Below are 13,434 nucleotides of genomic sequence, written 5' to 3'. Positions count from 1 at the left end.
CCTGTTGATCGCGAGGAGTGTAACGGCGATCACCCGGGGTGGGCAACCGCCGGCACGTTGGCTCAGCGCGGCGTGTTGGCGGGGTCGGCCACCGTCGGTGTGCGGCCCTCCCGGCGGGCGCGCTTGGCGTCCTCGAAGAACTCGCGGGAGAACAGTGCCGACAGCACCGCGATACCCGCGCGGTGGACCCGGATCTCGCCGGAGGCGACGGTGCCGGTGAGTCGCACGACCCGGCCGGCCGCGTCCTTCGGGCGGGCCATGTCCTTGACCCGGCCGCGCCCGGTCCAGGTCAGCCCGGTCTGGTCGATCACCGCGTCGTCGGGCACGAGCAGTTTGATCATGCCGTGGTCGATCGCGACCTCCACGACGATGTCGTCGCTGCCCGCGATCTCGGGGGAGCGCAGGTCCACCACGGCGCTGCCGTAGCGAGCCGAGATGTCGAAGCGGGTGGCGTCGGTCCAGTGCCCGAGGCGCTTGGTGGTGTCGTGGTCGACGTGGATGGTGGTGGCGTTCACGGCGTGTTCCTTGTCCCTGTGGTCGGTGCTGCCTGCTCCTCAATAGTGGCATGGCAACTAGTGTCTTTGCAACTAGTTGTCGAGAATCTATCGGAAGAAATCTGGGTACTATGCCCCTGTGACCGCATCGCCCCAGTTCAAGCGCTCTCCCCTGGCCATGACGGTGCTCGGCATCCTCACGCTGGAACCCATGCACCCGTACGGCATCCAGCGGCGCATCAAGGAGTGGGGCAAGGACCAAGTGGTCAACGTCGGCCAGCGGGCCGGGCTGTACAAGACCATCGGCCGGCTGCAGGAGGCCGGGCTGGTCGCGGTCCGCGAGACCGGGCGCGATCAGCAGTACCCGGAGCGCACGGTGTACGAGATCACCGACACCGGACGCGCCGCGTGCGTCGGCTGGCTGGCCGAGATGATCGCGGTGCCGCGCAACGAGTTTCCCGAGTTCCCCGCCGCGCTGTCGTCGATGATGCTGCTCGGGCCCGACGGCGCCCGGGCGGAACTGGCCCGCCGCGCCGACGCCCTGCGCGCCCGGCTCGCGGACATGGACCGCGACGCGGAACTCGCCGCGAAACTGGGGCTCCCGCGGGTCACCGCCCTCGAGGACGAATACCTGCGCGCGGTCACCGTCGCCGAACTGGCCTGGGTGGACGGCGTGGTCGCCGACCTCACCACGGGCCGCCTCACCTGGTCGTGGGAATCACTGGCCCCGCACGTCGACCGGTCGTCCGACGCCTAGCGCGACAGCACCGCCATGGCCGCGTTGTGGCCGCCGATACCGCTGACCCCGCCACCGCGCACCGCCCCCGCCCCGCACAGCAGGACGTTCGGCACCTCGGTCGCCACACCCCAGCGGACCGCCGGGTCCGTCGCGTCCGCGTTCGTCGCCAGATAGGGAAAAGCCAAGTCGCCGTGGAAGATATGGCCGCCGGGCAACCCGATCTCCCGCTCCAGGTCCAGCGGGTTGCGGGCCTCCAGGCAGGGCTTGCCGTCGGCATCGGTCACCAGGCGGTCCCGGATCGATTCGGCCAGAACGGCATCGAGGCAGTCGAGGGTGGACTCCACCAGCGTGGCCGTGGACCGCTCCGGATCGTTCGCGAACAGTGCTGGGGGCGTGTGCAATCCGAACAGGGTCAGGGTGTGCATGCCGGCCGCGGCCGGGCCGGGACCCAGGATCGAACGGTCGGTCAATGTGTGGCAATAGATTTCGGAGGGCGGTGCCGCGGGCAGCCGGCCGGCGGCCGCCTCCAGGTAGGCCCGCTCCAGGGCGCCGTAGCCCTCGGCGATATGGAAGGTGCCGGCGAAGGCATCCCGCGGATCGGTGCCGTCCAGCAGGCGGGGGAGCCGGTCCACCAGCATATTGATCTTCAGTTGGGCGCCTTGGGGTTTCGGTGGCGCGGCGGTGCCGAGCAGCGACGCCAGGGTGTAGGGCGCGACATTGGCCAGCACGTAGCGCGCCCCCGCGCTCGTCTCGGCCGCGGTATCGGGCGCGCGGCTCCCCCCGGTCCCGCCCGTCCAGGTGACCTCGGCGGTCCGGCCGTCGGCACGAACGGCCGTGACGTTCGCCCCGGTGACCAGTTTCGCCCCTGCCGCCCGCGCCGCGTCCGCCAGGGCGCCGGTCAACGCGCCCATGCCGCCGATCGGGACGTCCCACTCGCCGGTGCCCCGCCCGATGACGTGATACAGCAGGCAACGATTCTGCCGCAGCGCCGGATCGTGCGCCCCGGCGAAGGTGCCGATCAGCGCGTCGGTGAGCACGATGCCGCGCACGGCGTCGTGGCCGAACTCGGCCTCCAGCGTCTCGCCGATCGGGCGTTCGAAGACCGTCTCCCAGGCCACCCGGTCGTCGATCCGCCGCTGGAGTTCGGCGCGGGTGGGTAGCGGCTCGGTCAGGGTGGGGAAGACCTGCTGGGCCATCCGGGTGGTCATGGCGTAGAACCGCTCCCAGGCCCGGTACTCGGCCGCCGAGCCGGTGAGGGCCTCGAACGCGTCCCGGGTGCGGTCGGGGCGCGCGGTATCCACCAGCAGGGATGTGCCGTCGACGGGGGTATAGGAGGAGATCCGCCGGCGGCGGGTGGCGAAGTTCAGGTCCAGATCGCGCACGATCCGCTCGGGGAGCAGGCTGACCAGGTAGGAGTAGCGCGACAGGCGCGCGTCGATGCCGTCGAAGACTCGTTCCGAGACCGCCGCGCCGCCGAGCCGGTCCTGCTGTTCCAGTAACAGCACCGAGCGCCCGGCCCGGGCGAGGTAGGCGGCAGCGACCAATCCGTTGTGCCCACCGCCGACGATAACCACGTCGTAGGAAGCGCCCATCGGTCTTGAATAGCACGATTGCCAGGTGCTTTCCACTGCTGAACCGGGAAACGCCGCAATTGCTCCGGCGAGCCGGCCTCGGGACGCGAATATGCCCTCAGCGCAACGGCATCGAGAATTGGACAGTTGCTTGACTTCGTTTCGGTAACCGGCCAGTATTGCCGAGTCGGTCGCTGACCCGAGCGCATCGAGAAGGAGAAAATTGTTATGACCGGTCTCGACGCTCGACGCACCGATGCACGGTTGCTCGACACCGCCGAAGGGGTGTTGATCGCCCTGCGTCGCTGTGGCGTCAGCGAGGCGTTCGACGAGATCCTGGCGACCGCCCAGCAGCACCACGTTGCCGCGCTGGGTCTGGCGCGGGCACTGGTCGATCTCGCGTGTGATCAGCCCGCCCCCGCGGGTGACAAGTTCGCCGACGCCGCCCGCGCGGCCTGGGGCGAACTGTTCGAGCGCCACCCCGAGCCGGCCGCGCTGTAGTTCCGAGTCGGCGGCCGCGTCCGGCCGCCGACCCACCGGTCGGTTTCGATTCGGGATCGATGTCGGCAAACTCTGGCCGAACAAGCGGATGCGGTGTCGGTGAATTAGCGGTCAACGGATACCGAGTGCCCGAATCGAAGCGATTCTGAAGGGACGAAGTCCGTTTCGTAATAGGGGTATTTTCCTCGAAATTCCGGTGTATCCGAATCGTTACTTCCTTCCGAATAGAAGTAGGGTTAAGTCGCTCACAGATTCGGACAAAACCATTGCCCGGCGCTCGCACTCGTGTTGAACTCTTTGCTACGAGAACTCGGAAAATCTGCAACATCCCGCCGAACCGCCGAGAAAAGTAGGGCCCACAATGCCTTCACGCAGTCAATTTCGCCCCGTCCACCCCGGTCAGCTGATCGTCGACCGCGACGCCACCCTGGCGGGTGATCTGGACCAGCGGCCGCTGCGTCGCCTGCTGTCCAACGCCGCCGGGCTCACCGACCAGCATCTGCGTGAGCTGGTCGACGTCGCCGAGCAGCTCCGGCTCAGCGAGGGACTCACCCCCGAACACGAATCCGTCTGACACCCCCGATCCGCCGCACGGTGCCCCGGCTGCCCGTGCGGTGATTCAGTGCGCGCCGCGGTGCGCCGTGCGGAAACGCGCGCGATAAGCCGACGGTGTGACACCCAGCCGGCGCAGGAACACGCGGCGCAGCGATTCCTCGCTGCCGATCCCGGATCGCTGTGCGGCACCGGAGACCGATTCCCCGGACTCCAGCAGCTGACGCGCCGCCTCCAGTCGCACGCTTTCCACGAAAGTCGCTGGCGTAACAGATAATTCGTCGTCGAACAGGCGGCTCAAATGGCGGCCGGAAAGATGTGCGCGCGCCGCCATCGCTGGCAGCGAATGATCCGCGGCCGGATCGGCGAGCACCGCGTCCAGCACCGCGCGCAATTCCCGGCGCCGCGGCCGCCCGGTCCGGGCCGCCACCGAGAACTGTGACTGCCCGCCCGGACGCTGCAGGAACACCACCAGATCGCGGGCCACCTCACGCGCGAGATCGGGCCCCTCGTCCTCCTCGACCAGCGCCAGCGCCAGGTCGAGCCCCGCGCTCACCCCGGCCGACGTGGTCACGTGGCCGTCGCGGACGTAGATCGCGTCCGGTTCGACGGCGACCTTCGGATACGACCGGGCCAGCCGCTCCGCGTACCGCCAATGCGTGGTCGCGCGGCGCCCGTCCAGCAGGCCCGTCGCGGCCAGCGCGAACGCCCCCGTACACACCGAGGTGACCCGGGTCGCGGACGCACCGGCCGCGGTGATCGCGGTCAGCAACTCCGCCGGCGCCGGGGCGGTAGTCAAGCGCGGCGAGCCGGGCACGATCACCGTGTGCGGCCGGTCCGCGCCGGGATACGCGCGGTCCGGGAGCAGCCGCGTGCCCGACGCCGTGGTCACCGCGGTGCCGTCGGGGGAGCAGAGCGCGACCGTGTAGTGCCCGCCCAGCCGGTTCGCGGTGCTGAACACCTCCAGCACCGCCGTGGTGTCCAGCAACCGGACACCGTCGAACGCGAGCACCAGCACCTGCCTGTTGTCCACCACGGGAGGATAGGTGCGCGGGGATCAGTGCGGCAGGCGGTCGAGCACGACCTGGGTGAGCTGCTGCTCCAAGTCGGTGGTGAACGGCTGGCCGACCGACTGCAGGGTCATCGTGACCAGCGCGCGGCCCGACCGGACGGTGATCACGTCCGAGAACGCGTCCTGGTCGTTGGTCGCCATGTGGGCGGTGGTCCGGATCGCGGCCGAGTCGTCACCCATCGGGGGGAGATCGGTCGCGCCCACCGAGGTGAAGTTGATCGCCGCGTTGCCCTTGGCGCTGTCCCGGGCCGAACTCAGCAGGCACGCATCGAGTTTGGGGTCGTGCACGATCGACATCTCCTTGCCGGCGATGTCGGTGTTCGGCTCGAACTCGACCATCGAGGTCACCACCGCGTTCTCGGGAGACTTGAAGGTGCCCGAATTGGCCATCGGGCCGAAGCGGCCCAGCGCGTCCCGGGAGGTGCCGATGCAGTCCAGTGTGGGCTTGCCCCAGATGTACCCGGCGTTGCTGTCTCCGGCGCGGTCGGGAGTGGAGGCGGGCTGGCTCGCCTGGGTGTAGCCCTCGGGCAGGTCGGTGAGCACCAGCTGCGCCCCCGCAGCGGCCTTGGTGTCGCCCGCCGGATCCGCCACCTTGGGTACCGCCCGGGCGGTCGTCGCCGGCGACGACGTGGAGTCCGCGGATTCGTCCTTCGCGCAACCGGCCGACACGGCCGTCGCGAGTACGAGAATGGCCACTGCAATCGTACGGCGCACGGTCCGGGTCCTCCTGTGGTTACAAACGTAGAGCGCGCCGATACTATCCGGAACATCCTCGTTTGACTAGAAAACATTCGAATCGGAGCATTCGAATCGACGGATTCGCCAACCTGGTCGTATGTCCGGAAATGTGGGAATCGTGTCCGGATGCGGACGGCACCGGAACCCGCCCATCAGCCAAGCTGGACCCATGGCACACACACCCATCGATCCGGCGAATCCGCTGGTCCCGCCCTTCATCGACGAGGCGCAGGCGCGCGCGAAAGTCCAGCGCGCCGAGGACGCCTGGAACAGCCGCGACCCACAGCGGGTCGCCCAGGCCTACACCCCCGATTCGATCTGGCGTAATCGCGACGAATTCGTCACCGGGCGAACCGAGATCATCGGATTCCTCACCCGGAAATGGGAACGCGAACTGGAATATGCCCTGCGAAAAGAACTCTGGGGATTCCGCGGCAATCGCATGGCAGTCCGGTTCCAGTACGAATGGCACGACCACGACGGCGCCTGGTGGCGCAGCTACGGCAACGAACTCTGGGAGTTCGACGAGAGCGGGCTCATGCGGCGGCGCGAAGCCTCCATCAACGACCTCGCCATCACCGCCGAACAACGCCGGATCTTCGGGCCGCGCCCCGAATCCGAATACGGCACACCGCTACCCCTCGCCTGAATCGGCGGGCGGGGCCGCCGACCGCTGCGCGGCCTGCGCCTGCTTACGCCGCTTGCGCACCGAGGTGGTGCGCTCGATCCGCGGATCCTCCGGCACCTCGTACCGGGTGATGTACTCGCTCAGGAACGCCTGCACGGTGGCGGTGGCCGGAATCGCCAGCAGCGCACCCACCGCCCCCAGCAGCGCGCCACCCGCCAGCACGGCCAACAACGCGACCGCCGCGTTCACATCCACGGTCCGCGCGGTGATCCGCGGCTGCAGCAGATAATCCTGGAACCACTGATACAGCACCACGAAGATGAAGATCCACACCGCGTCGATCGGATGGATGGTGAGCGCCACCAGAATCGGCAGAATTCCCGCCAGGTACGTGCCGACCGTCGGCACGAACGACGCCAGCACGCCGAACCAGATCCCGAGCGCCACCGCATTCGGGATATCGAGAATCCACAGGAAAAATGCGTGCGCGACCGTCGAGATCACCGCCAGCAGCGCACGGGAATACAGGTAACCGCCGGTCTTCTCGATCGCCAGATCCCACGCGTGCAACACCGTCGCCTGCCGCGCCGGCGGCAACAGCGAACACACCGCGCGCCGCAACTTCGGGCCGCCCGCCGTCATATACATGCTGAACAGCGCGATCGTGAAGATCTTCGCCAGCTCACCCAGCAGCGTGCTCGACACACCCCAGATGTTCCCGGCCGCGGTCTGGGCGTAGTTGTTGATGATGTTGGAGTCGTGCAACAGCCGATCGGTCAACTCGTGCAGCGAAAAGTTCTGGTGGAAGGTGCGATTCACCCACCGCACCGTGCTGTCGACCAGACTCGGCAACTCGTTCACCAGATGCGTGATCGTCTCCACCAGCAGGGTCACCAGCGCGAACATGAACCCGGCCGCGCCCGCGAACAACAGGATGAACACCACCGCCGTGGCCAGCGCCCGGTTCACACCCTTGCCGACCAGCGCACCCACCGCCGGCTCCATCGCCAGCGATACGAAGAACGCCACCAGCAGCAGCGTCAGAATGCCGGTCAGGCGCTGAAAAGCCCACACCGCCAACAGGAACAACGCCAGATAGACGAACACGGTCGCGATCGCCCGCGGCAGCCACTGCGGCATGTGCTCGCCCAGCACGTGCGCGCCGGCGCCACCCCCACCGTCGTCCGCCGGCTCGTCCAGGTCCGTCTCCGTGCCTGCCATGGCATTAGTGTGGCAGCGAATTCGCCGATCGCGTGCGCCGCCCGCCGGTGAGGTACGCGCGGATCGCCAGGTAGCCGGTGCGCACCGCCCGCAGCCCGCTCACCGCCGCCACCGCGATCAGCACCACGAACGTCGACGGCCAGTGCTGCTTGTCGTGGCCGACGTGCCACCACACGAACGCGAACAGCAGCGCCGCCACGAAGATCGTCAGGTCGCGGCCGAAACCGCGCGAGGCTCGGGCCGCCTGCTCGAGCCGGAAGGTTCGTTCGTGGGCCTCGATCAGGCCGTCGATATTGCGGTCGACGACGGCCTGCAATCGGGTACGGCGTTCCACCTGGTCGGCCGGCATCCGGTCCAGCAGGTCCAAGTCCTTGCTGATCATCTCCCGCAGATTCGGGCCCCGCAGGTTGCCGGCCACGATTCCCACCAGCGCGCCGGCCGCCACGGGAGCGGCACCCATCGCCACATTGGCCCAGCCCATGCACGCACCGCCTCAGTCGTCGGCACCACCCGGTCGAGCCCCGGCCGCGATCGCGTCAGGACAGCGAGAACAGCGGCCCGGTCAAGGTCAGGCCCAGATCATGGTTGTGCGCGAAGAACGCGAACAACATCAGGCACGCGCCCGCCAGCGAGATGTTCTTGTTGAAATTGACCATTTCCATCTGCTTGGCCTGCGGATCGGTCTGCGCCCAGAAATCGTGCATGATCAGCGCCGTCGGCACCAGGAACGCGAGCAGCAGCAGGCAGCCGAGATCGGCCCACACGCCTAGAAGCACACTCAACGCGCCCACTACCAGCAGCACGCCCGAGCCCAGCACCGACATCTCGGCCATCGGCACGCGCTTGGCGGCCGCGTACTGCGCCATCGCCTTGGATTGGGTCAGATGCCCCACGGCCGAAGCCAGGAACAGGGCCGAGAAGAAGATCCGGCCGATCAGAACCACAACGTCCACGGTGTGCCTCCATATGGTGATGGAACGGTGACAACCAGGCATTCAGTGTGGCGGATCGGCAACACCGCGTAACCGCTGTGGCAAGAGTGTGTCGAAGGTGTGACCAGTCAGGATGCCGGCCGTCGATCGGCGTCGCCGCCCGCGTCCGGCTCCTCGATCAGGCGGCGATGCAGTTCGGCGGTCATCTGGTGGATCGCGCGGGTCAGCTCGGTGTTCGTCTTCAACTCCAGCTCCTGGGCATTGAAGTCGTGGTCGGCCTTGAGCTGCTGGAACTCCGCCTGCCGGTTCTGGCCGATCATGACGAACGTGGACAGGAAGATCGCCTCCAGCGACACCGCCAGCGTCAGCGTGGGCCACGGGTTCTTCTCGGCGAAGATCATCCAGATCGCGAATCCGACCGCATGGATGTAGACGAACGCCATCGAACCCGCGAACTTGGTGATCCAGTCCGCGATCCGCAGCTGGACATCGGCCTGCCGCCGGGCATGCAGGTCGACGACCGCGGGATGGCGGCGGCGCTTCGGGGTTTGGGTGGACACGACTGCTCCAGACGTCGGCTTTCCTGGTCTCGCCGAATCCTAGGCGTGGTCGGCCGACCGCGAGAGCTGAGCCGGATCAGGCGCCGCGCAGCGCCAGCGCGGGGAATCCGTTCGCCAGATCGGGGATGCCCGGCAACGCAGAACCGGCTTCCCACCAGGGTGCGGCCGGAGCCGGTGCCAGATCCGCCTCGGGTGCCTGCTCGTCTGGGGCGGCGGGCATATTGTCGACCGGCTGCACCGCCACTGCCAGATTCTGATCGGACTGGTCGCCACCGGTGGTCACGCCCGGCTGGACCGGCGAGGCAGCGGCGGCGGCATCGAACGTGGACAAGGCGATCGGCAGCGCGCACACGGCGGCGAGGACGGCATTACGACGGCGATCGGTCACGAAATCTCCCCGGTGCGAAGGTGTTCGGACAAATGCCCCTGGCGCCCCCGATACCGCTTCGCACAGGCCACCGCCGCACTGTACGGCAGCGCCGGACCGTTTCGGCGCCCGGTCGCGGACTTCCGTTCGCGGACACCGTAATAGCGGACTATTCAGGCGAAACAATGCCCGACACAGGCGAATTCGATATAGCCGCCTGAACGCTGCGGGTCAGCCGCGGGCCATGTCGACGAAGCGGCTGAGGTGCAGCTGGTGGGCGACGGTGATGGTGGCGGTGGGGCCGTTACGGTGCTTGCCCACGATCAGGTCGGCTTCACCGCCGCGCGGGTCGTCGCGTTCGAAGGCATCGGGGCGGTGCAGCAGGATGACCATGTCGGCGTCCTGCTCCAGCGAGCCGGACTCACGCAGGTCGGACACCATGGGGCGCTTGTCGGTTCGCTGCTCGGGGCCACGGTTCAGCTGACTGATCGCGATCACCGGAACCTCGAGTTCCTTGGCCAGCAGCTTCAGGCTTCGGGAGAATTCCGAGACTTCCTGCTGCCGGGACTCGACCTTCTTACCCGAGGTCATCAGCTGCAGATAGTCCACCACCACGAGCTTGAGATCGTGCCGCTGCTTCAACCGCCGCGCCTTGGCCCGGATCTCCATCATGGTCAAGTTCGGCGAATCGTCCACGAACAGCGGCGCTTCCGAGATCTCACTCATTCGCCGCGCCAGCTTCGTCCAGTCGTCGTCACTCATCCGCCCGGCCCGCATATCCCCGAGCTTGATCTTCGCCTCCGCCGACAACAGACGCATGACGATCTCGGTCCGGCTCATCTCCAGCGAGAAGATGACGCTCGCCAACCCGTGCTTGATCGAGCAACTCCGCATGAAATCCATTCCTAGAGTTGACTTTCCAACTCCAGGTCGGGCTGCGACGATGATCATCTGGCCGGGGTGGAGGCCGTTGGTCAGTTCGTCGAGTTCGGTGAAACCCGTTGGGACGCCGAGGGAGATACCGCCACGGCTGGCGATGGAGTCGATCTCGTCCATCGTGGGCTGCAGCAGCTCCTCGAGCGGCATGAAGTCCTCGCTGGCGCGGCGTTCGGTGACGTCGTAGAGCTCGGCTTGGGCGCGGTCGACGACCTCGGCGACGTCCTGGCCGTCGGCGCCGGCGTAGCCGTACTGGACGATGCGGGTGCCGGCCTCCACCAGGCGGCGCAGAATCGCCTTCTCCGCGACGATCTCGGCGTAGTAGGAGGCGTTCGCGGCGGTGGGGACGGTCTGGGTCAGGGTGACCAGATAGGGGGCGCCACCGATGCGCTTGAGTTCGCCCTTGCGTTCCAGGGTGGCGGCGACGGTGACCGGGTCGGCGGGTTCACCGCGGCCGTACAGGTCCAGGACCGCGTCGTAGACGGCCTGGTGTGCGGGACGGTAGAAGTCGCCGGGGCGGATGACCTCGACCACGTCGGCGATGGCGTCCTTGCTGAGCAGCATGCCGCCCAGGACCGACTGCTCGGCCGTCATGTCGTGCGGGGGCTGGCGCCCGAAATCCTCGCCGGGTGGTTCGGCCACGTCGGCACGTCCGCGATCGTCGACGACTGCCATCGGATGCGACCGTCCTCTCCCTAACGTTCGACCTCGACAACGTTTGTACCCGCAGGGGCCGACAGATTCGCCGATCCCACCGGCGCACGGCAAGTTCCGCTGACCGGGGCACGGCAAACGGACACCTACCGCGTCGAGCGTGGGATTCCGGTCGTCCGGCACGGCACCCGGACGAACTTAGGGGACCGACCTGGGGAGTACCAAACGCGACTGTGCACACGGTTGTGGATAACTTGTGAAATGTTCACCCGCCGTTGTGCACCCTCTGTGTATCACTTGGGGAATTCTGCACTCGGATACGGAGAATTACCTGCTAGAGCAGTGTTTCCACAGTTGTGGACTTGTGGATCGATATCACACCGGCGTGTCGTGGAAGATGAACTGCTGGGCGTGTTGGGGAAACGGCCAGCGCACAGCAAGTGGCGCGGGTCACATCGCAACCGGATGGTTCGCAAAGTTGTCCACACCGAAGGCCGGACCTGGGGATATTTTCGCCGACCGGCGCGACGGCACCGGCCCGGCAGGAGTGTGCGGTTCGGCTATCACCGGGAAAACCGCACGCGAGCGCAGCGTGAGACCGCCCCTCGACGAATCGAAAGGCGGTCTCACGCAAGCGAAGCGAGCTCGCACCCGGGCGAACCCGGGCGGGGAACTACTCGGCGCCGACGACCTGCAGGTCGAACTTGGCGACGACGTCCGGGTGCAGGTGCACCTGGATACCGTGCTTGCCGGTCGCCTTGATGTGCGCCTTCGGCAGCTCGATCGAGCGCTTGTCGACGACCGGGCCACCAGCGGTCTTGATCGCGGCCGCGACGTCCGCCGCGGTGACCGAACCGAACAGCTTGCCGGTGCCGGCGGTCTTCACCGTCAGCGACACCGACTCCAGGCCCTGGATGGCCTGCTTCAGCTCGTTGGCGTGGTCGAGGTCGCGCACCTTGCGGGCGTCCTGCGCCCGGCGGATGCCCTGGACCTGCTTCTCGGCACCACGGGTGGCCGGGATGGCCAGACCGCGGGGCAGCAGGAAGTTACGGCCGTAACCGTCCTTGACCTCGACGGTGTCGCCGGGAGCGCCGAGGTTGTCGACGTCAGCAGTAAGAATGAGCTTCATTTGTCTGCCTCCGTTCTCAGCGAGCCGTGGACACGTAGGGCAGCAGCGCCACCTCACGCGAGTTCTTGACCGCGATCGCGATGTCGCGCTGGTGCTGCACGCAGTTGCCGGTGACGCGACGGGCACGGATCTTGCCCCGGTCACTGACGTACTTACGCAGCAGCGTCGTGTCCTTGTAGTCGATCGAGACGATGCCCGACTTGGACTCCTTGCAGAAGGCGCACGCCTTCTTCTTCAGCACCTTTTCGCGCGCGGGTGCTTTCGCCATTGTCTTACTCCTGTGGATGAGCCGTTTGTCAGAACGGCGGTTCGTCGTCCATCTGGCCCCCGAAGGAGCCGGCCGCGGGCGCGCTGCCCCACGGGTCGTCGCCGGCGCCACTCTGGCCGCCGCGACTGCCCCCGCCGGAGCCGCCGTAATTACCGCCACCCCCGCCACCACCGGCGTTGCCGCCGGAGAAGCCGCCACCGCCACCGCCGCCGCGCGTGGTCTTGTTGACCTTCGCCGTGGCGTAGCGCAGGGAGGGACCCACCTCGTCGACCTCGAGCTCGACGACCGTGCGCTTCTCACCCTCGCGGGTTTCGTAGGAGCGCTGCTTGAGTCGTCCGCTCACGATCACTCGCGAGCCTCGGGTCAGGCTTTCGGCAACATTCTCCGCGGCCTCGCGCCAGATGTTGCAGCGCAGGAACAGCGCCTCGCCGTCTTTCCACTCGTTGGAATTCCGGTCGAACACCCGGGGCGTGGAGGCGACGGTGAAGTTCGCCACCGCGGCACCCGCGGGTGTGAAGCGCAGTTCCGGATCGGCCGTCAGATTTCCGATGACGGTGATGACCGTGTCGCCTGCTGCCATGGTTCCTCCTGCTTTCCGGTGCAGTACCGCATGCACTCGTGACTGTTGCGTCAGAGCCTAGAGACAGGCACCGACGGAAACGAGTAGTGCGTGCGGGGAGGGTAATTACGTGCCGCTACCGCGGCGCGGTCACGGATTGCCGTGACCGCCGTGCGGTCTACTTGCCGCGGCGCAGCACCTTGGTGCGCAGCACCGACTCGTTCAGCCCCAGCTGACGGTCGAGCTCGCTCACGGTGGCGGACTCGGCGGTCAAGTCGACGACCGCGTAGATGCCTTCGGCCTGCTTGGCGATCTCGTAGGCCAGCCGGCGGCGGCCCCAGATCTCGACCTTGTCGATCTTGCCGCCCTGCTGGGAGACCACACCAAGCATCTTGTCCAAGTTCGGACCGACGGTGCGCTCGTCCAGGCTCGGATCGAGAATAACCATCACTTCGTAATGACGCACGGAACCCATCACCTCCTGTGGACTGGAACGGCCACGGACTTTCCGTG

The 13,434-nt window shown here is 67.3% G+C and carries 18 protein-coding genes; 4 read left to right on the top strand and 14 right to left on the bottom strand.

Annotated elements, in window-relative coordinates:
• Positions 1-62: 62 nt before the first annotated feature.
• Entirely contained in the window at positions 63-515 is a 453-nt protein-coding gene (locus EBN03_RS06155; RefSeq protein WP_122186950.1) for a hypothetical protein, read from the bottom strand.
• 118 nt (positions 516-633) lie between these two features.
• Here EBN03_RS06155 and EBN03_RS06150 point away from each other — a divergent pair, with 118 nt between their 5' ends.
• Positions 634-1,251 (top strand): PadR family transcriptional regulator, encoded by a 618-nt coding sequence (locus EBN03_RS06150; protein ID WP_233608200.1) that lies wholly within the window; start codon positions 634-636, stop codon positions 1,249-1,251.
• On the opposite strand, the gene EBN03_RS06145 is transcribed toward EBN03_RS06150, so the two are convergent.
• Positions 1,248-2,825, bottom strand: coding sequence for a phytoene desaturase family protein (locus tag EBN03_RS06145; protein ID WP_122186949.1), 1,578 nt, complete (start codon positions 2,823-2,825; stop codon positions 1,248-1,250). The two genes, EBN03_RS06150 and EBN03_RS06145, sit on opposite strands and share 4 nt — an antisense overlap.
• 207 nt (positions 2,826-3,032) lie before the next feature.
• Between EBN03_RS06145 and EBN03_RS06140 the strand changes: the two genes are divergently transcribed.
• Together EBN03_RS06140 and EBN03_RS06135 are read left to right on the top strand one after the other, a co-directional pair.
• The gene (locus EBN03_RS06140; RefSeq protein ID WP_122186948.1) at positions 3,033-3,305 is read left to right on the top strand and encodes an ANTAR domain-containing protein; all 273 of its coding nucleotides are present in this window, start codon (positions 3,033-3,035) and stop codon (positions 3,303-3,305) included.
• A 361-nt stretch (positions 3,306-3,666) separates the two neighbouring features.
• Positions 3,667-3,879 (top strand): hypothetical protein, encoded by a 213-nt coding sequence (locus EBN03_RS06135; RefSeq protein WP_122186947.1) that lies wholly within the window; start codon positions 3,667-3,669, stop codon positions 3,877-3,879.
• Between the two features lie 45 nt (positions 3,880-3,924).
• On the opposite strand, the gene EBN03_RS06130 is transcribed toward EBN03_RS06135, so the two are convergent.
• A complete protein-coding gene (locus EBN03_RS06130) occupies positions 3,925-4,890 on the bottom strand; it encodes a GlxA family transcriptional regulator (protein ID WP_122187331.1) in 966 nt (321 codons plus the stop codon).
• Between the two features lie 24 nt (positions 4,891-4,914).
• On the bottom strand, positions 4,915-5,625 hold the full coding sequence (locus tag EBN03_RS06125) for a hypothetical protein (protein ID WP_122186946.1): 711 nt from the start codon (positions 5,623-5,625) through the stop codon (positions 4,915-4,917).
• A 211-nt stretch (positions 5,626-5,836) separates the two neighbouring features.
• Between EBN03_RS06125 and EBN03_RS06120 the strand changes: the two genes are divergently transcribed.
• Complete coding sequence (locus EBN03_RS06120) at positions 5,837-6,316, top strand: nuclear transport factor 2 family protein (RefSeq protein WP_122186945.1); 480 nt, start codon at positions 5,837-5,839, stop codon at positions 6,314-6,316.
• Here EBN03_RS06120 and EBN03_RS06115 read toward each other — a convergent pair.
• The 10 genes from EBN03_RS06115 to rpsF all read right to left on the bottom strand — a co-directional run bounded on the left by EBN03_RS06115 (position 6,302) and on the right by rpsF (position 13,387).
• Entirely contained in the window at positions 6,302-7,516 is a 1,215-nt protein-coding gene (locus tag EBN03_RS06115; RefSeq protein ID WP_122186944.1) for an AI-2E family transporter, read from the bottom strand. The two genes, EBN03_RS06120 and EBN03_RS06115, sit on opposite strands and share 15 nt — an antisense overlap.
• Before the next feature lie 4 nt (positions 7,517-7,520).
• Positions 7,521-7,997: a hypothetical protein gene (locus EBN03_RS06110; RefSeq protein WP_199742634.1), complete on the bottom strand. Its 477-nt coding sequence runs from the start codon at positions 7,995-7,997 to the stop codon at positions 7,521-7,523.
• A 55-nt stretch (positions 7,998-8,052) separates the two neighbouring features.
• Positions 8,053-8,469: a DoxX family protein gene (locus EBN03_RS06105; RefSeq protein WP_122186943.1), complete on the bottom strand. Its 417-nt coding sequence runs from the start codon at positions 8,467-8,469 to the stop codon at positions 8,053-8,055.
• A gap of 107 nt (positions 8,470-8,576) precedes the next feature.
• Positions 8,577-9,008 (bottom strand): DUF1003 domain-containing protein, encoded by a 432-nt coding sequence (locus EBN03_RS06100; protein WP_122186942.1) that lies wholly within the window; start codon positions 9,006-9,008, stop codon positions 8,577-8,579.
• 76 nt (positions 9,009-9,084) lie between these two features.
• Positions 9,085-9,396, bottom strand: a complete 312-nt coding sequence (locus EBN03_RS06095) for a hypothetical protein (protein ID WP_122186941.1) — start codon at positions 9,394-9,396, stop codon at positions 9,085-9,087.
• 210 nt (positions 9,397-9,606) lie between these two features.
• Positions 9,607-10,986 (bottom strand): replicative DNA helicase, encoded by a 1,380-nt coding sequence (gene dnaB, locus EBN03_RS06090; protein ID WP_122186940.1) that lies wholly within the window; start codon positions 10,984-10,986, stop codon positions 9,607-9,609.
• 652 nt (positions 10,987-11,638) lie between these two features.
• A complete protein-coding gene (rplI, locus tag EBN03_RS06085; RefSeq protein ID WP_122186939.1) occupies positions 11,639-12,094 on the bottom strand; it encodes a 50S ribosomal protein L9 in 456 nt (151 codons plus the stop codon).
• Between the two features lie 16 nt (positions 12,095-12,110).
• Entirely contained in the window at positions 12,111-12,362 is a 252-nt protein-coding gene (gene rpsR / locus EBN03_RS06080) for a 30S ribosomal protein S18 (protein WP_122186938.1), read from the bottom strand.
• A gap of 28 nt (positions 12,363-12,390) precedes the next feature.
• Positions 12,391-12,942, bottom strand: a complete 552-nt coding sequence (locus EBN03_RS06075; RefSeq protein ID WP_122186937.1) for a single-stranded DNA-binding protein — start codon at positions 12,940-12,942, stop codon at positions 12,391-12,393.
• A 157-nt stretch (positions 12,943-13,099) separates the two neighbouring features.
• On the bottom strand, positions 13,100-13,387 hold the full coding sequence (gene rpsF / locus EBN03_RS06070; protein ID WP_122187330.1) for a 30S ribosomal protein S6: 288 nt from the start codon (positions 13,385-13,387) through the stop codon (positions 13,100-13,102).
• Positions 13,388-13,434: the final 47 nt, after the last annotated feature.

This window comes from Nocardia stercoris, from assembly GCF_003696265.1.
GTDB lineage: Bacteria > Actinomycetota > Actinomycetes > Mycobacteriales > Mycobacteriaceae > Nocardia > Nocardia stercoris.
The sequence above is the reverse complement of the archived record's forward strand: the minus strand, read 5'-3'. Positions and strand labels throughout refer to the sequence as shown.